The sequence below is a fragment of the Roseivirga sp. AWQ4_251 genome, from assembly GCF_056158225.1.
Genome location: NZ_JBSWSW010000001.1, coordinates 2203138 through 2221307, shown reverse-complemented (window position 1 = coordinate 2221307; position 18170 = coordinate 2203138). Strand labels below are relative to the sequence as shown.

General features: G+C 41.0%; 16 protein-coding genes. 3 read left to right on the top strand and 13 right to left on the bottom strand.

Features of this window, described 5'->3' with window-relative positions; genetic code table 11:
• Positions 1-7 precede the first annotated feature (7 nt).
• The 7 genes from ACXACJ_RS09760 to ACXACJ_RS09730 form a co-directional block, all read right to left on the bottom strand.
• Positions 8-4420, bottom strand: coding sequence for a CusA/CzcA family heavy metal efflux RND transporter (locus ACXACJ_RS09760; protein ID WP_475134180.1), 4413 nt, complete (start codon positions 4418-4420; stop codon positions 8-10).
• A 298-nt stretch (positions 4421-4718) separates the two neighbouring features.
• Positions 4719-5030, bottom strand: coding sequence for a DUF6660 family protein (locus ACXACJ_RS09755; protein ID WP_475134179.1), 312 nt, complete (start codon positions 5028-5030; stop codon positions 4719-4721).
• A 60-nt stretch (positions 5031-5090) separates the two neighbouring features.
• On the bottom strand, positions 5091-6242 hold the full coding sequence (locus tag ACXACJ_RS09750) for a tyrosine-type recombinase/integrase (RefSeq protein ID WP_475134178.1): 1152 nt from the start codon (positions 6240-6242) through the stop codon (positions 5091-5093).
• Positions 6239-6598, bottom strand: a complete 360-nt coding sequence (locus ACXACJ_RS09745; RefSeq protein ID WP_475134177.1) for a helix-turn-helix domain-containing protein — start codon at positions 6596-6598, stop codon at positions 6239-6241. Before ACXACJ_RS09745 ends, ACXACJ_RS09750 begins: the two co-directional genes overlap by 4 nt.
• Before the next feature lie 245 nt (positions 6599-6843).
• The gene (gene mnmE, locus ACXACJ_RS09740; protein WP_475134176.1) at positions 6844-8226 is read right to left on the bottom strand and encodes a tRNA uridine-5-carboxymethylaminomethyl(34) synthesis GTPase MnmE; all 1383 of its coding nucleotides are present in this window, start codon (positions 8224-8226) and stop codon (positions 6844-6846) included.
• 58 nt (positions 8227-8284) lie between these two features.
• A complete protein-coding gene (locus ACXACJ_RS09735) occupies positions 8285-8986 on the bottom strand; it encodes a hypothetical protein (RefSeq protein ID WP_475134175.1) in 702 nt (233 codons plus the stop codon).
• Between the two features lie 154 nt (positions 8987-9140).
• Positions 9141-9578 carry a universal stress protein gene (locus ACXACJ_RS09730; RefSeq protein WP_475134174.1) on the bottom strand — a complete coding sequence of 146 codons (438 nt, stop codon included), beginning with the start codon at positions 9576-9578 and terminating at the stop codon, positions 9141-9143.
• Between the two features lie 206 nt (positions 9579-9784).
• Between ACXACJ_RS09730 and ACXACJ_RS09725 the strand changes: the two genes are divergently transcribed.
• The 3 genes from ACXACJ_RS09725 to ACXACJ_RS09715 are packed head-to-tail and all read left to right on the top strand — an operon-like array spanning position 9785 to position 12398.
• Positions 9785-10249: a (2Fe-2S)-binding protein gene (locus tag ACXACJ_RS09725; protein WP_475134173.1), complete on the top strand. Its 465-nt coding sequence runs from the start codon at positions 9785-9787 to the stop codon at positions 10247-10249.
• A complete protein-coding gene (locus tag ACXACJ_RS09720; RefSeq protein ID WP_475134172.1) occupies positions 10242-11357 on the top strand; it encodes a molybdopterin cofactor-binding domain-containing protein in 1116 nt (371 codons plus the stop codon). Before ACXACJ_RS09725 ends, ACXACJ_RS09720 begins: the two co-directional genes overlap by 8 nt.
• 12 nt (positions 11358-11369) lie before the next feature.
• Positions 11370-12398 carry a molybdopterin cofactor-binding domain-containing protein gene (locus ACXACJ_RS09715; RefSeq protein ID WP_475134171.1) on the top strand — a complete coding sequence of 343 codons (1029 nt, stop codon included), beginning with the start codon at positions 11370-11372 and terminating at the stop codon, positions 12396-12398.
• 150 nt (positions 12399-12548) lie between these two features.
• On the opposite strand, the gene ACXACJ_RS09710 is transcribed toward ACXACJ_RS09715, so the two are convergent.
• The 6 genes from ACXACJ_RS09710 to ACXACJ_RS09685 form a co-directional block, all read right to left on the bottom strand.
• On the bottom strand, positions 12549-13343 hold the full coding sequence (locus tag ACXACJ_RS09710) for a hypothetical protein (protein WP_475134170.1): 795 nt from the start codon (positions 13341-13343) through the stop codon (positions 12549-12551).
• Entirely contained in the window at positions 13331-13843 is a 513-nt protein-coding gene (locus tag ACXACJ_RS09705; RefSeq protein WP_475134169.1) for a glycine-rich domain-containing protein, read from the bottom strand. The genes ACXACJ_RS09710 and ACXACJ_RS09705 overlap by 13 nt, the downstream gene beginning before the upstream one ends.
• Before the next feature lie 45 nt (positions 13844-13888).
• On the bottom strand, positions 13889-14230 hold the full coding sequence (locus tag ACXACJ_RS09700; protein WP_475134168.1) for a VOC family protein: 342 nt from the start codon (positions 14228-14230) through the stop codon (positions 13889-13891).
• A 279-nt stretch (positions 14231-14509) separates the two neighbouring features.
• Positions 14510-15223, bottom strand: coding sequence for a DJ-1/PfpI family protein (locus tag ACXACJ_RS09695; protein ID WP_475134167.1), 714 nt, complete (start codon positions 15221-15223; stop codon positions 14510-14512).
• A gap of 78 nt (positions 15224-15301) precedes the next feature.
• Positions 15302-15877: a Crp/Fnr family transcriptional regulator gene (locus ACXACJ_RS09690; RefSeq protein ID WP_475134166.1), complete on the bottom strand. Its 576-nt coding sequence runs from the start codon at positions 15875-15877 to the stop codon at positions 15302-15304.
• A gap of 142 nt (positions 15878-16019) precedes the next feature.
• Positions 16020-17900, bottom strand: coding sequence for an amidohydrolase (locus tag ACXACJ_RS09685; RefSeq protein ID WP_475134165.1), 1881 nt, complete (start codon positions 17898-17900; stop codon positions 16020-16022).
• Positions 17901-18170 lie beyond the last annotated feature (270 nt).

The window sequence follows — 18170 nt, the reverse complement described above, 5'->3', positions numbered from 1 at the left end:
CTTGATTTTATTGACCAATTAGGAATTCCAGATTGATTACAGCCTGATTGTACCCATTGAGCACATCGAGGTATTTGAATTTGAGACTCAGTGCCTGATTGAGGTTTTGGAAGTATTCCACATAATCTATATTGCCACTCTCAAAGCTCTTTTGAGCATTGTTTATGATGAGATTAGCTTGTGGAATAGCCTTTTGATTGTAGTAATCAAGACTATTTTGAAACTTGTTTATTTTCTCAATCTGCTGGTTGTATTGTCCTTTTATTGTTGTTTGGAAGTATTCAAAATCTACCTGTCTCATTTGCTCACGCAATTGAGCAGCTTTGATATCTGCTTTGTATGATCCAAAAAGGAGGGGGATGGAGATTCCTGCCTGCAGTCCACCGAAGCGATCATTAGGGCCTGCAATCGTTCCGTTGACGGTTTCTCCGCCAATTAAGGACTGATTGAAATACCCAATTGAAAAATCAGGCAATAGCTGAGCAGATGTCACTGATTTTTCTGCTTTTGCAATGTCTACCTGTTGCTTAGTCAGTTGCAATAGGGGGTTGTTTTGAATCAATAGCTGATCTTGTGTTAATAAAGACTGACGTTCTTCTAAAGAGCCAGTAACGAAGGTTAGATTGGAGGTGTCATTCAATAGGATCTGAAGTTGTTTCTCTTGAATGACTCTATCTGCTTCCAACAGCTTTATTTGATTTTGAACCTCCATTACCTGTGTTTCAGCAGCTGCTTTTTCGAGATAGCTTGTGGCTTCTGTTTCAAAACGAATGGTAGCTGCCTTCAGGAATCGGGCGTAAATGGAATCTTGATAGAGAAGTAGCTCATAACTTTCGTTTAGATAGGACAGCTGATACCATGCCTGCCGTATGTTCCATTTAAGTTCATTCTCTGTGGCCTCCAGTTTTCTTTGACTTCCTTCGACTTGTTCATTTGCCAACTGTCGCTGCCTGGCATATACGGTTGGGAAATCGAAAGATTGACTTATGTTAAATGAGAGATCATTCTCAAAGCTGTTATACTGGCCATATTGCATTCCAATTCCTGTTTTACCAGGGTTGAAAGCGGATTTTATTCCTTCTTTTTGAACGTCTATATTCGTTCTAGCAACTTTTACATTTCCGTTGTTGGCTAGGCCTATTTCAATGGCTTCTTCGAGTGATGTCACTTGATCGGCTTGCTGTGCATTAGCAATTGACGGGCTTCCGAAAATCCCTGCAACAGCAATTATCAAGATGATCAAATTGGTGCCAGGAGCGAATCGTTGTCTTTTTTCACTTCTGGATTCGACCAAAGTGTATAGGACAGGAAGTACCACCAGGGTCAATAAGGTGGCTGTCACCATGCCACCAATAACCACTGTGGCCAAAGGGCGTTGTACCTCGGCACCTGCAGAGCTAGAGAACGCCATTGGTAGAAATCCAAAGATGTCTGTAGTGGCCGTGAGCATGATCGGCCTGATTCTTTCTTTAGTTCCTGTGAAAATGCGCTCCCGAATACTTGTTACCCCTTCTTCTTTTAAAGAATTGAAGCGATTGATTAGTACCAATCCATTGAGTACGGCAACTCCAAATAGTACAATGAACCCGACTCCAGCAGATATACTAAAAGGCATATCTCTTAGCCATAGGGCGAACACACCGCCAATGGCAGCCAGAGGTATGGCTATGTAGATCATTATGGATTGAGAAAAGGACTTTAAAGCAAAGTAGAGCAGTACGAAAATGAGGAATAGAGCAATTGGTACCACAATTTGTAATCTGCCTTTTGCCCTTTGTAGGTTTTCGAACTCCCCACCATAAGTGATGTAATATCCAGGGGGAAGGTCAAGCTCTGCGTCTAATTTTTGTTGAATGTCTTTTACGACAGATTCAACGTCCCGACCTCTTGTGTTAATGCCAACATAGGTTCTTCTGAAAGTATTATCCCGTGATATCTGCATTGGCCCAGGCACATAGCTAATATCTGCTACCTCTTTAATGGGCACTTGAGTGCCATCCTGAAGATCGATATATAATGAACGTAGGTCGTCAATGCTCTTTCGGTGTGCTTCATCGAAGCGGATCACCATATCAAATCGCTTTTCACCTTCGAATATTACTCCTGCAATCCCACCAGCAAATGCAGCACTGACGTATTCATTTAGTTTTTGTATATCTAGTCCATATTGGGCTATTTTTTTGCGATTGTAGCGGACGGTCATTTGTGGGAGCCCTGATGTTCTTTCCGGATTGACATCACCCACACCAGGTATGGATTGGATAATTTCGGCCATTTCTTCTGCCTTTTTCGACAACAGGTCGAGATCTTCACCATAGAGCTTTACGGCAACATCTTCCCGGACACCTGTAAGCAATTCGTTGAAACGTAATTCTACAGGTTGACTAAATACCAGATTGACCCCCGTAAGTTTAGATTCCAGTAACTCTTTGATTCCGGCAATTAATTCTTCTTTCGTTTCGACAGAGGTCCATTTGTCCTGATCTTTCTCAAGCACAATGAACATGTCTGCTATGTCCATGGGCATTGGGTCTGTTGGGATATCTGCAACTCCAATCCGAGCAACTACCGTTTTAATTTCAGGGTAGTTTTCAAGCAGTGTTTTTTCAATTTTTGATGAGACATCAATAGCTTCTGTCAATCCGCTACCAGGACGGATCAGCGCTTGCATGGCAATGTCTCCTTCATCGAGCTGAGGTACGAACTCACCACCCATTCGAGAAAACACGAAACCAGCAACACCTAATAGAATAACAGCAACAATAATGATTACTGATTTGACCCTAAGTGCACCTTTGAGTAGTGGAACATAAGCCCATTCGATACCACCAATAATTTTATCGCTGAGTTTCTCGAGGCTTCTTTCAAACCGTCCAAACCAATTCTTTTTGTTTTGGATTGGTTTCATAAAAAGTGCCGACATCATTGGCACGTAAGTGAGACATAGGATGATTGCTCCAATCATGGCAAAACCGAAGGTATACGCCATAGGCTGGAACATCTTGCCTTCTACGCCTGTGAGGAATAAGATTGGTGCAAAAACAATCAGGATTATTATTTGACCAAAAAATGCAGAGCCCATCATGGTGCTGCCTGCATCGTAGGCAACCTCATTCATCAGACCTTGATTGAAGGTGAGTTTTCCTGATCTGATCCTTTTCTGAATTTCGTAGACGGTTCCTTCAATAATGATTACTGCCCCATCTATTATAATCCCAAAGTCTATAGCGCCCAAGCTCATGAGGTTAGCCCAAACATTGAACTGCTTCATTAGTATAAAAGCAAACAGTAGAGATAGAGGGATAGTGGTGGCAGTGATTATTCCTCCTCTGACACTTCCTAATAAAATGACAAGAGCAAAAATCACAATTAAAGCTCCTTCCAGGAGGTTCTGCTTTACTGTGTCGGTCGTTCTGGCAATGAGTGCGCTACGATCAAGGAAAGGCTTTATTTCAAGGCCTTCTGGTAAGGATTTTTGCACCTTCTGCATTCTCTCCTTAACGTTTTGAATAACAGCGTTTGGGTTGGAGCCCTTGAGCATAAGCACCATTCCACCAACAGCTTCCTGCCCGTCTTGAGTGAAGGCGCCATATCTGACCTGGTTTCCAAACTGAACTTTCTCGGCAACATCACCAATGGTGATTGGGATATTGCTTTCGGTCCTCACCACGATCTCCCTAATGTCGTTCAAAGAGCGAACGAGGCCTTCTCCACGTATGAAATTGGCCATGTTGTTTTTCTCAATGTATGCCCCTCCTGTATTTACATTGTTTCTTTGGAGGGCTTCAAAGACTTCAGATATGGAGACATTTAGCGCATTTAGTTTTTCAGGGTTAATTGCGATTTCATACTGCTTTATTTTCCCTCCGAAAGCATTTACATCAATGACACCATCTACTAGAGTTAACTGCCTACGGACAATCCAATCCTGGATGGTTCGTAATTCTGTAGGGGAGTATATTGAATCGTAGCCTGGCTTGGGTTTTATCGTATACTGATAGATTTCACCTAAACCAGTTGTGATTGGCCCCATTGATGGGCTTCCGAATTTTTGAGGTATCTTTTCTTTGACCTCATTGAGCTTTTCCTGAACGAGCTGTCGGGGTTTATATATCCCCATGTCGTCATCAAAAACAATTGTCACTACTGAGAGTCCGAAACGAGAAACGGATCTTATCTCTGTAACCCCAGGCAGGTTGCCCATTGCAAGCTCTACCGGGTAGGTAACAAATTGTTCAATGTCTTCAGTGGCCAGGTTCTGCGAAACAGTCATCACCTGCACCTGATTATTGGTTATGTCTGGTACTGAACCCAGGTTGATGGTCGTCATGGAGTAAAGTCCTACTCCAATAAGGGCTAGCGTTAGCAAGCCTATTATGAACTTATTCTTTATTGAAAAAGAAATGATCTTATTAATCATGAAAATATGAATTAAAATGGGCGAAGAGATGTAGTACCCGCCATAGTATGCCTATCAGTAGGAGCACACATATTACTAGTGTGAAAAACCACTGGAGCACTTTGGCTGGAGCAACTTTTTTCCTTCTCTTCTTCCTCTTCTTTGTTTTGTTTTTGATTGATTTCTTCAAAACCCACGAAGTATTTTGAGATCAATTGAAAAGGGTTGCCGAATTGGCAGAAGGAGTTAATCTTGGAGGTTTTGTATGTGAAATGGATTGTTTTTCAACAAGGCATACTTATCCCAAGAAACTTGTTGATTAAGAGCGGGGAGGCTTAAGAAAATCAAATAGAGCGGTAGCCTGAAAGTCCTGAGTAAAGCTGTTAAAGCTTGATGAGGTTTTAGCTACAGGGTAATTACTGTTAGCGTCTGTGGGGAAGAAATGCAGATGGCAACAATGACAAACACAAAAAGGAGAGCAATCGTCCCAAGATTCTGCATGGGAATGGGAGGAATGATCAGCTTGACTAATCGTAACAGATTGATCATCAATTGTTTTTTCATTGTCAGCACATGCCATGCCTGCCAATGCAATGAAATAGAAACTCAATATGTAGCATATGATTTTCATCTTTACAAATGTACGCAGTTAAGGCATGCAATGGCATTGCAAAGTTATTTGGAGCCACTTCTAGTTTGCTAGACGAAGTTTCGGAGGGCTACTGTTTAAGTCAGGAATTCTGTCAGCAGCCTCTTTTTTCTTCTGGTCAATTACCTTGGCGTATATCTGTGTGGTTTTAACGTTTTTATGGTTAAGAAGTTTGGAAACGGTATATATGTCAGTTCCTAAAGAAAGTTGCAGGGTAGCGTAAGTGTGTCTAAAACAATGAAAGGTGATCTTCTTGATAATGCCTGCACGCATCACCCACTCGGAGAGCTTAAGGTTGGTCCAGGCGGAATATTTCAAGCTTTCAAAAATTTTGAACTCTGGCCCTTTCGGGTAGCCAATGAGATTGACTGCTTGTTCAGGAATGTTGAGGGTTTGCGGGCGATCGGTCTTTTCGTGGATAAATCGGATGAAATAGCCGTTGATCTCTGAATATTGGATCTCCTTCCAGGTAAGGCCAATCAGGTCGCTCCAGCGAAGCCCAGTAAGGGCTGAGAAGATAGCAGCTTGCTTCAAAACAGGTAATTCGCACTCTGTGGCATAGAGTGCTCTCAGCTCTTCCAGCGTGAGAAACTCACGCTGTGTTTCTTTTTGGGAAATTCTATCAATGCGCAACATATAGTTTTCCTCCAGATAGCCTTTCTTGAAAGCTTCTTCTATAGCTACAGAGAATTTACTGAAGTAGGAGGACTGGCTATTTTGTGAAAGTTTTTTGGCTTTGCTTTTCAGACTAGTTGTGGTCTTAAGAAAGTCTTTGAAACCCTCACAAAAGTCTCTGTCTATATCTCCAGTGTTACATTGCCCTTTGGTATAAAGCTTCAGATATTTATAAGCACTAAGCCAGTTGCCATGATTTCCTTCACTTTCCCATTTCTTGTTTGTCAGCTTCTTGAAGAACTGAAGGAAATCAACTTGTTTGGCTTTCTTGAATATGAAGTCATAGTTGTTGCGCTGAATGTCGAGCTGTCTGGCTGATCGGACGCTTTCTGCCTGTATCTTGGTTTCCTTGTTATGCTGTTTCTCGATCTGGCTTTTAGGCTTCTCATAAATCTGCATTCCAAGGAATTCTCTGCGGGTAGACTTCCTAGTTTCTGGATCTACTAAAGGAGGGTAGAAGTCGAGGTATAGACTGATCATGCCTTTGGAGATCTTTTTCTGGCGTAGTGTGACTCTCATGGCGCTGGGTTTACAAGTTCATTGATTGATTTTCTGGAGATCACTTTCTTTTTGCCGATAGTGGCAAACCTTAAAGCTCCGTCTTTTCGCATCCTATAGAGCGTGGTGCGACTTACTCCCAGCAGCCTGGCTGCATCATCTAATGATAAGAAGTCTTTCTCTTGTATTTCAAGAAGTGGTTTTGATTTGATTGTTACAGTTTCCTGATCGGACTGCATAATCTTCTCATTCTTCTTGCGTCTCTTATATGCTCTCTTAGCGCAATTATCGCTGCAGTACTTGGTTACTGTAGTTCTGGCAGTGAATTCATTTCCGCAGTGTTGGCAGATTCTTTGGACGTAGATGTTGGAACTCATGGTTATCTCGTATTAGCAAAATGGAGGCTATCGATTCAATATGATTCATTTTGTTTCAAAATGTTTCATGATCTCTCCATTTTTGTACCTTATATAAAGATAAACAATTAGGTACAAATAAGGTACAAAAGGGTGCTAAAAATCGAGAATATGAGCTAAATAAAAACAGTCTAAAAACATCAATAAATGCTTATTTAGGCTGATTTTTAGGTTTGTTTAGTGGTGTTTATGAGTTGTTTGGAAGGTTACTTGCCAATACAGAATTTCGAGAAAATATTCGCCAGCAAATCATCCGTAGTGATCTCACCCGTGATCTCACCCAGGTAGTGCAAAGCCTGGCGGATGTCCATGGCCACAAAGTCATTGGTGACCTGGTTGTCGATGCCTTCGATGACATTCATCAGGGCGTTTTTGGTTTGCAGGAGGGAGTTGTAATGGCGGATATTGGTCACCACCGTATCGCCCCGCTTGAATTTGTTGAGGTTCACGAGCTCCAGGATGCGTTCTTTGAGCAGTTCTACATGCTCCGGATCTTTGGCGGTGAGGAAGAGCATATCCGGATGCTGGGCCTGTAATTTTTCTACCAGAGCTTCTTCTACCTTATCCAGCTTATTGCCCACTTTGAGGAAGGGCACACCTGTATTTTCCAGCACATTGATTTCCTTGTTCATCTCCACAATATCCACCTGAGAAAGGTCGAAGAGGTAAATGATCATGGAAGCGGTTTTCATTTTAGCCTGGGTGCGTTCCACACCAATTTTCTCAATGGCATCGGTCGTTTCGCGGAGGCCGGCCGTATCGATAAAGCGGAAAGCCACACCACCGATCACGATCTCGTCTTCGATAAAGTCGCGGGTAGTACCGGCAATATCGGAGACAATGGCTTTCTCTTCCTTCAGCAGGGCGTTGAGCAGGGTAGACTTTCCGGCATTCGGCTTACCTGCGATGACAGTGGGGACACCGTTCTTGATCACGTTGCCCAGGTCAAAGCTTTGGATGAGGGCATTCACTACCACCAGCAGCTTGTTCACCAGCACCTTGAGGTCGTCACGGCTGGCGAATTCCACATCTTCTTCGCCAAAATCGAGCTCCAGCTCAATCATGGAAGCAAAGTGAATCAGCTCTTCGCGAAGCTTCTTGATTTCTCCGGAGAAGCCACCGCGCATTTGATTTAGGGCTGCGTTATGGGCCGCTTCAGTGTCAGCATTGATCAGGTCGGCTACCGCCTCTGCCTGAGCCAGGTCAAACTGACCATTCATAAAGGCCCGCTTGGTGAATTCTCCCGGTTTGGCCGGACGGGCTCCCTTTCGGATCAGCAACTGAATGATCTGCTTGATGATAAAGTTCGATCCGTGGCAAGAGATTTCCACCACATTCTCCTTGGTGAAGGATTTTGGTGCAATGAAAAGTGAGATCAATACTTCATCGAGGATACGGTTTTCTTCATCGCGAATGGTTCCGAAATGGATGGTATGCGACTCCTGTGTGGTTAGGTCTTTCCCCTTAAAAACCTTATTAGTTATGTTAATGGCTTCTTTTCCACTTAGGCGGATTACGCCAATGGCGCCAATGCCTTGAGGCGTGGCCAGCGCAATAATAGTGTCATCGTTTTGCAGCAGTGATCGCATGGCTGCAAAGGTAGGGCTTAATTATGAATTTCGAGCGGCAGGTTTACGCGATTCAGTTTTAAGGAAACTGCTTTTTCTCCTTGAAAATCGATCCTAAAGCAGCCATTAAATGATTGGTCGACTTGAGGTTCAGTTCGTTTTCGCTAATAAAAGTCTCAATTTCAGGGTTGAATTTTTCCAGCGTAGAAATTAGCCTTTTTCGGCTGATAGAAGTTTTTAGTTTTCCTTCTTTCTTTTCCGAAGAAACCACTGTTCCTATCTCTTCAACATTTCCCAAGTTATCAATCATGAAAAAGGTTTTGGTGAAGAAGTATTTGTTGAAAGTTACAAAGGGTTTGTTTTTTGCGTTACTCTCAGAGCTGCCCATGCTGAGCAGGCTATTGCGGTCGAATGAGTTGTGTTGAATGGCAAGAATGGCTTTTTCTCCATCTTCACCAATCACTTCGTAAATCTGATTTCCTAAAGGAAGGTCTAAAGATTTGAACTGAATTTTGGGGTCGAATTTGCTAAAACTTAGGTGGAAGTTCTTGATTTCATTATGATCATACATGGCTTTTTTATTGCCCGAAGTCACAATAACGCGATTGGCAAGATATTCATACTTCAATTTGCCTTCTATGGTAGAATCGTTCCATAGCGTGAGCGAACCCTCGTAGCCGTTGAACATTTCGTATCGCTTTATGTTTTGCGCCAAAGCGGCATTGGATAAGAGCCCAGCAAAAAATACTGCCATGATGGCCCACACAACCTTTCGCTCCATAATTCAAAAAATCAAACTTCCCTTAATTCAATTAAGCTTCAATTTTAAGAAACCTTATTTAGAATTCAAGGGAAAAAAAGATGATTTTTTCAATAAATAAATTTCTATCCTACTGACTGTTAGGTGTATGGGGTTTATGGAATTGTACTAAGGTTTAGTCGGGCAGAGGCACTATGAACAATGGAATTTCCGATTTTCTCACCAATTGAGTGGCGTGAACTTCGGTAAATAATCTATATATAAAGCTGTGATCGTGATGGCCCAGCATAATCAAATCGGCTTTTAATTTCTTTGATTCTTCCAAAATCACCTCAATTGTTGGTCCTTGAACCAGAAGTCCGTCAGTATCAATGCCTCTTGCTAATAGATTTTCAACAAACTGAGAAAGTTGCAGATGTTCACCTTTCAAGGTGTCTGCTCTGCTATCTCGAATATATTGAGGGCCAACACCATAACCCACAAAATCAGGGTCGGGCGCAGCGGCATGAAGTAACCAGATTTTAGCTGAAAGCGCATTAGCCATTTCGGCTGCTTTATTGAGAAGCAAAGGTGTAGATCGTTCGAAATCTACACAAACCAATATATTTTTCATTTTGGCAGAAGTTTAAAAAGGGAAGTCAAACTTTGATAAGATAACCAATTTTAGGGCTCAACTGTTTCTGTTATTTCTTTTTGAATTTACCTCGATGGCGCTACCTCATTTCGAATGTGTCTTCAAATCTTAATTGAAATAAACGGAATGATTCCATTCATCAATCATTAACTGAAAAGCTCTGACACATTTCCTAACTTAAGCTTATGAAATCCCCAATCAAGCTCAATGTGAATGGCAAGGTGCACCAAGTGGAAATCGATCCGCAAACTCCTTTGCTCTATGTGTTAAGAAACAATCTTCAATTGAATGGCCCGAAATTCGGGTGTGGCCTTACGCAGTGCGGAGCATGCACCGTTCTTTTGGATGGGCAAGCCATTCCTTCTTGTGCGTTTCCGGTTGGGCAGGCATCGGATAAGGAAATTACCACGATAGAAGGCTTGACCAAGGCCGATGGTACTCTGCACCCCGTTCAGCAGGCGTTTATTGATGAGCAAGCGGCCCAGTGTGGTTACTGCCTGAATGGGATGGTGATGGCCTCTGTTTCTCTTTTGAACAGAATTCCTAAACCGAGTGAAAAGGAAATAGGGGATAATCTTCAACGAAATATTTGTCGTTGTGGAGTACATGCAAGGGTAGTTCGGGCTATAAAAAGAGCGAGTAATGGATAAGTTTTTAAATACTTCTCGAAGGGGTTTCATTAAGCAAATGGGCTTTTTGAGCATTGGTTTTTCTTTGGGAACCCATGTTTTGGGTTTAGGTGAGGATGGAATTCTGATTCCAGATGAAAATCAAATCAATGCTTGGCTTAGGGTTCTGGAAGATGGAAGAATTCAGGTTTTGACTGGGAAATCTGAACTCGGTCAGGGAATAAGTACGGCTGTGATGCAAGTAGCAGCAGAGGAGCTCAATACTTCTATGGAAATGGTGGAAGTGGTTTTGGGAGAAACAGAAGTGACCCAAAACGAAGGCTATACTGCTGGTAGCCGATCGATTGAATCGAGTGCCATGACCATCAGAAATGCAGCGGCAACGGCTCGAGAATTGCTCTTGAAAATGGCTGCAAAGGAATGGTCGGTGAGTGCTTCTTCATTGAGCATTCAGAATGGAAAAGTAAAGTCTGGAAACCGAGAAGTCAATTTTTATGACCTTTTAAAAGGCAAGCAGATTGAAGAGAGCATAGAAGGAAATGTGCCGATCAGGGGAAAAACGGTTAGAAAGATAGTAGGTCAGCCTGTTCCTAGAAGATCGATAGAAAAGATGGTTCGGGGAGAGCAGCACTTTATTCATGACCTGCGTTTTCCCGGAATGGTTCATGCCCGAATCGTTCGGCCTAATGCCTATGGTGCCAAGCTGAAGAGTTTAGAGCCTTCCACAGTAGAAGGAGAAGAAGGCTTTTTGAAACTGATTAAAGTAGGGAGTTTTGTTGGGGTTTTGGCGGAGGAAGAATATCAGGCGGTTCGGTTTAAATCCGAGCTACAGCAAAATGCGATTTGGGAAGGAGGAGAGAAGCTTCCCGCAGGAAAGGATTTAAAGACCTATTTAAAAAGCTTAAAAGCAGATTCAAATACAGATGAATCCAAAGGAGATCCAAACGCCATCAATCAAGGAGATATTCAGCATTCAGCTTCTTATTTCAAACCTTATATTATGCACGGAAGTAATGGGCCTTCATGTGCTGTGGCTTTGTTCGAAAGTGGAGAATTGAAAATCTGGTCACATACACAAGGTGTTTATCCTTTGAGAGAATCAGTTGCAGATTTGGTCGGTTTACCATAAGAAAAGGTTCATGTGAAAAGTGATCCGGGGTCAGGCTGTTATGGACACAATGCTGCGGATGATGTTTCAGCAGAAGCTGCTTTGTTAGCAGTAAATTATCCTGGCAAACATGTCCGTTTGCAATGGATGCGGGAAGATGAACATGGTTGGGAACCTTTCGGAACAGCTATGATCATGGATTTGAAAGCTTCACTGACCAAAGAAGGAAAGATTAAGGGTTGGAGTTATGATTTATGGTCAAACTCGCATAGCACGCGCCCAAGCCGAAACGGTACCAACCTGTTGCCTGCACGATATGTGGACAAAGGATATAGAAAGCCTGGAGGAGGTTTTAGAGGTGGAGCTACTAGAAATGCCGTGCCATATTATGATGTCCCGAATGTGGTTCAAAAGTCTCATGTTTTCCAAGGGCCGTTGAGGGTTTCGGCACTTCGGGGCTTGGGTGCCACTGCCAATATTTTCGCCATTGAGTCATTTATGGAAGAACTGGCCTACAAAGTTGAGCAGCATCCGCTCGATTTCAGATTAGCACATTTGACTGATCCAAGAGCAAGAGAAGTGGTTGAAAGACTTAAAAGGAAGATTGAAAATATGAAACCAGCCAGAAATGAGGGACTTGGTTTTGCCTTCTCGCGTTATAAAAACTCTGCTTCATATTTTGCTATGGCCACTTTGGTTGAAGTGCATTCTGATTCCGATAAAGTGCAGATTAAGAAAATGTGGGGTGTGATAGATTCCGGAGAATGTATCAATCCCGATGGCTTGAAAAACCAAACTGAAGGAGGAATGATTCAAGCGGCCAGTTGGGCTTTGATGGAAGAAGTGAAGTTCGATGAACAGCACATCATTAGTGTAGACTGGAATGGTTATCCCATGCTTCGTTTTCCCAATATTCCTGAAGTGGAAGTAGAGGTGATTGATAGACCTGAAGAAAAACCATTAGGAGCTGGTGAAGCAGCACAAGGGCCTTCTATGGCTGCCTTGGCCAATGCGGTTTTCTCTGCCAATAGCAAGAGGCTGCGGAATTTGCCGATCAGGTAATGCTAAATAGTTTTTTGGTAAATAGGTAAAGCATTACTTATCAGACCAAATAGCCAACTCATTTCCTGTTGGGATGGCATAGTCAAAGGAGCTTCCATAGAGAAGTGTTTCTACTTCGTTTATAAAAACAGAAGTATCGAATATTATAGATTAAGAACCGCATCCCCCACATCCCCCACAACCACTACAACCTCCGCAACCAGAATCCCCCCCACAGCCACTTCCGGATGAATCTGATATGGAATCAAAAGTTGAATCGAAGGAGTTTGAATTTTCATAATATGATCCAAAATACCCCCCACAGCCATAGTATCCGGTTTCTACATTCTCCTTTTTCTCGAAAGCTTCATCTATTTCTTTTAAAATCTCCGAGTTTAATTCTTTTATGAGGTAAATATTTCCTCCAATTGAACCTACTATCTCCAAGATTTCATCTTTGGCCTTCAGGTTTATAGCTTGATTGATCTTATTTGAAACCTCTTGAAGGTAGAGTTTTATCGAGCTTCTAGTCTCTTCTCCAAGACTGTTTAAAGGTGCTGGATCAAATAGTCTCAGAAGAAAGTTGTTTTTAAAGTAGGGTTTAAGATTTTGATTTTTACTTATTACCCTAGATGTAAAGAAGTATCTGTTTCTACCATTCTCAAAACCAACTCTTATCAGCTGATGAAAAAGAATTTCAAGCTCTTGACTTCGTTCAAATGGCTGTGTGAAAATCCGTTCATAGGGTTTAATTGATGATAGTGACCAATTCTCACCTCTTAGAACATAGGATAAAATAATTTCACCATCCCCTAGAACAACCTCAGACTTCCTTTTTTCAATCTTAAGTATCTTAGATAAGATCAGTTGGGCAAGAGTCAGTTTTAGCAATTCATTGTATTCAATTCTCGCATTATTAAGAATTAAATAGGTTTCGGAAGGGGAGAGTTTTTTTAAGACTTCCATTTTTTAAAGAATTGAGGTTTACGAAGAATCCAGTTCTTATGAAGATTAACTCTAACGAAATTTATATCTTCAAATCTAACTCGATTTGTTGGCCAGATGTCATCAGGAGGTAAAGACCCAAATTTTAGTTTATATAAATCTTTCGTTTTAGAATACCAGTCATTGAATTTTGATTTTTCACTATTACCGCCTTTAGTAGGGCCATGATTGATTTTCCTATTTAATGTTCTTTCGCAGAGTTCATCCCAATATGACTCTGTATAAAGTAGGTGCAAATGCCAAACTTGGTCTACTTGATCTGAGGGAGTAAGGGGATGTTTAGATATACATATCAGAAACATGAATTTCTTGTATTCGAGAATAGCTCTTAAGGTAAAGTCGTAGCTCCATCCATTTTCTCTAGCAAGCCTTTGACTAAATGAGAAAGTGGAGTACTGATCATCCATTTCAAAGTGCTTTATTTTAGTCCAGATATTAGTTTCTTCAGGAGTTAGGGGCATTTTGTTTTAGCTTATATTCTTTAGATAGGTAAAAATATTAGCCCCCTACTTATCAGACCAAATGGCCAACTCATTTCCTGCTGGATCGGTGAAGTGAAACCTACGGCCTCCAGGAAAAGAGAAGATGTATTTTACTATGGCGCCACCATTGGTTTTTACAGTTTCTAATACTTCTTCCAGTTGGCTGTGATAAAGAACAATCAAAGCACCATTCACAACGGGTTCGTTCGATCTCTCAAAACCACCTTCAAGACCAGCTTCGCTAAAAGCAATGTAGTCCGGGCCATAATCGGTGAATTTCCAACCAAAGGCCGCTGAATAAAACTCCTTAATGGCTTCTAAATCTGCGGCCTTAAACTCGATGTAGTTGATGTGATTATCTTTCATGGGAGAGGTGTTATGCTCCCAAGATAGAAAATCTGATGCTAGTTATTCAAGTCGATGAACTTGATTTTAGCAAAGTGAGACCTTGAATTTTTGTAAGGTTTTAAAAGCTATTTTTCGAAGTCTTCCTTTTTAAAAGAAGACTGTTTTTCCAGAAGTGATTGACTTGTATGATTGGAAAAAATAGTCTGATCTGGAGAAATAAGTCTTTTAGCGGTTTCTTCATTTTAGGGAAATTCCAGTTATAGAAATTTCCCTAAAAGCTTTGTAATAAGCAAGTTGTTACTTCTTCCAGTTCTGTAATCTGTCTAAATAAAGATAGGACTCCACAAAGGCTCTATGTTCAGCACTGGTCATTTTTTCCACCAAATTCAAAGAAGAAATGTAACTGGCCAAATTTCCGTTTGACGACATGAATTTCCCGTCTTCAACAAAGCTTACAACGGCATCATCTTGAACCAAAAGATTTGGGTAATCTTTCTGAAGGTCTTCTCCGCCACCAATCCAGGTAACGATTTTCTTTCCATCTGCAATGCCAGATTTGCCAATCAGCTGAGCACCACCGCAATTGCTCACAGTGTATTGCGTATTTTTGTTTTGGGCAATTATAAAGTCTACAAGTTTTTGATTGCGCACTTGAGTGTACATATCGTAGGCGCTAGGTACAAAAAGTACATCTAGTTTAGGGCAATTTTCGAAGGTATAATCTGGCAACATTGTTAGTCCTTCCTCACCTAAAATAGCTTCAGAGGTTTCTGCAATGGTAATCACATTGAAAAGCTGAACTCCATCTTCTGTAGGCTTTGAGAATACATCCAAAGGAGCGGTGACTTCCGTGGTTAACACACCATCATACATCAATAAGCCGATTGTAGGAAGTTCGGGATTGAATTCCTTCTTGTGTTTTGGCTCTGTTTTTACTTCTTCTTTTTGGGGTTGAGCGCATGATACCATTACCAAAGCGATCAAGCAGAATAATAGGTTTATTTTCTTCATAACTGGTCTTTTAATAGGCGTTATTCATTGATGGCGGCAAAGGTATTTTACGCAGTATTCAAAAAAACTTGAACTAGTTCAAGAAAGCTTTTTTGCTCTGATCTTGCTCAAATATTCGGGGGTAAGCCCTAAATAAGTGGCTACCAAATACTGAGGTACTCGTTTTACAAATTCTGGAAAATGTTCTTGAAACAGAGAGAAAACTTCTTCTTTGGAATAGTTGAAAATATACCTCAATCTTCTGATGGCCGCTCCATAGCCAATCTGGTACATCACTCTAAAGTACTTTTCGAGCGAAGGGAATTGCTGAAGCAGAAGTTCTTGGTTTTCCTTTGAAAGACGAAGAACTTTTGAGTTTTCTACCGCTTGAATGTAATAGTCTGTTGGAGATTCATGATGCAGAGCCAGATAGTCGCCAATCCACCAATCTTCAATGGCAAACTGGATGGTTTTTTCAAACCCTTGATCGTCAATAAAATACATGTGGAGGCACCCTTTGACCACGAAATATTGGTAATCACATTTTTCACCCAGTTCAGAAATAATTTCCTTCTTTTTCAGGTTTACTGTTTCAAAGTATTCAAAAATGCGAGGCATTGAGTTGGCTTCAATGTCTACATATTGTGAAATGTGACGGTAAAGTGAATCCCTCATTAAAGTAAATGGCTCAGTTTATTTCCTTCCAAAGTTAAAACTACCCTTGGTTTTTTCTGTCTGTAAAGTTGATTTATCCTAAAAGAAAAAGGCTTTCAATAATGTTTTGAAAGCCTTTTGAAGAATTAATAATATTCAACTTTTAGAAAACTTGTGTGCCCCCTTTCCATGTTTCTAAAACTTCAATATTTCGCATGTTCAGAAAGGCCTTTTGGGCAGTGTCCATCAGTATTGGGTTTTGTCTCAGCATAACAAAATCTGCTGGGCAATTCTCTGTCAAAGTGCCTGTACCCTTGGGCGCTGAACATTGATAGGCAGAACTATAGGTTACAGCTGAAAGTGCTTCTTCAGGAGAAATTCTTTCCTCAACAACCAAAGTATTGTTGTCTAGCGTTTGCTCATCATAAAGCGCTTTATGGTTCTCTTTTATTTCTGGAGCTCCCTCCATAATTCTGGTTACAGATTGTTCCATCATACGTAATGGCCCCAAAGGAGAAACAGGGAAATCACTGTGGAGGGAAATTTTCAATCCTCTATCCAAAGAGCTTTTGCAGAGGTCAATTCTTTCGGCTTTTTCTTCAAAAATAGCTTCGCGAAAAGCATAACCCCAATAGCCAACGTGGCCTATGAGAAAACTAGGGACAACATCTAGATTGACCATTCTTTCCAAACTTCCTTTTTCTTCTGTAGAAAGAATAGAACAATGCTCAATGCGGTGAACCGTCTTCTTATCCGCTTTTCCATCTAAGGCTTGTTCAATTACATCAAGCGCATAATCAATGGCTTTGTCACCGTTGGCATGGATCATCAGTGGCCATTTTTTGGAAGTTAAAGTACTTACCAAGGTGTTATAATTTGGCTTGTGAGCGCCTTGTGAATCTTTGTAATCGAAATTGAAAAGGCCCAAATTATCATCAGGATTACAGCAGTAGGCTTTGGATTGATAACCTGTTAAGCCTTGATTGGACCCATCAGAAACCAATTTTGCTGCGCTTACTCTAACGTTTGGATGCTCTTTTACATTAGGTGAATAATCATAATCGGGCAAGTCTTCTTCTTTCTCAATAATTATTCCGCCACTCAAATTGATATAAGGATGTGCAGTTGCGAATATATTGAGCAAATAGGCTTGTGCTGTAGTAAGCGATGCATCGTTAAGCGTGGTAATTCCTTTGGAAGAGGCTTCTTTAAATAGTCCCAATAAGTAATCGGCAATATTTTCTGGAGAAAGGAATTGAGCTGCTTGTGATACTGGTAAGGTTTTGAAAACAAAATTCATCTCGTCTACCTCTTGAAACTGGCCGTTGGTTCTAGCCTTGAAAGCATCAAGTGAATCAGATTTGAATATGGCTTGAAAATCTTGATCGGATTTGAATTTTGCATAAACCTGCTCGGTTACAAGGGAATTGGCATAAAAGGTATGAGCAGAAGCACTGAGCAACAACAAAGGGCGCTGCGTTTCGAGTAAACCATCCATGGTTTTAAGATCAAGTGTTGTCAGGTCATTCAGTTGCTTTCCTTCATTTAGAGTGAAGGGCATAAGCGCTGGATCTACTTCTTTTCCCAAAACCCAATCGTTTTGGCCGAACTCATCTAAATGTCTAGCAATCTCATTTTTGACCCAATCAAGATCATATTCAGCACTTAGTCTCTGATCTACAATTCCGCTGAGATTGATCCAGGTATCAATCAGAGATGAAGACAAAATATGAACATGAGGCTCTACAAAACCAGGAATAATTGTTCTGCCGTTTCTTAAAGCTACTTCTCGGAACATGCCTTTGGTTAAGGCTTGCATTTCGGCCGCTACTTTAGGGAGACTACCGGTGGTTGCCACTTTGCCTTGGTAAATACCCATGGCGTCAACGGGGGTCAGTTTGCCATTTTGCATGGTATAAATGGCTGAATCAGGCTGGTCGACATAGTATAAAACTGATGATTCAATCAGATCTATCTTCGGCTGTTTTTTAACGGTTTCAATGAATTTTGCGACAAAATCATGAGAAGTCAAAATGCTTGGCATTGGCCTTAAAAAGTTGATTCTCACAGCCACAATGAGTACAGTTAATACTGTGTTGATGGTTTTTCATAAGTGTTTGAGTGAGTGATAAAAAATGATTAATTATTGTTGAGTTGTGATTTTTTTATTAGAGGTAAAAATTAAAATTAATTAGATTATTATATGTGAAAATTAATTTTAAATTATTTAAAAATTACTTTCAATTCTAACTAATCTTCTCCGGTATTTCTAATTTTTACAGAATCTTGTTCGTATCTCGGGGATCGTTTATTA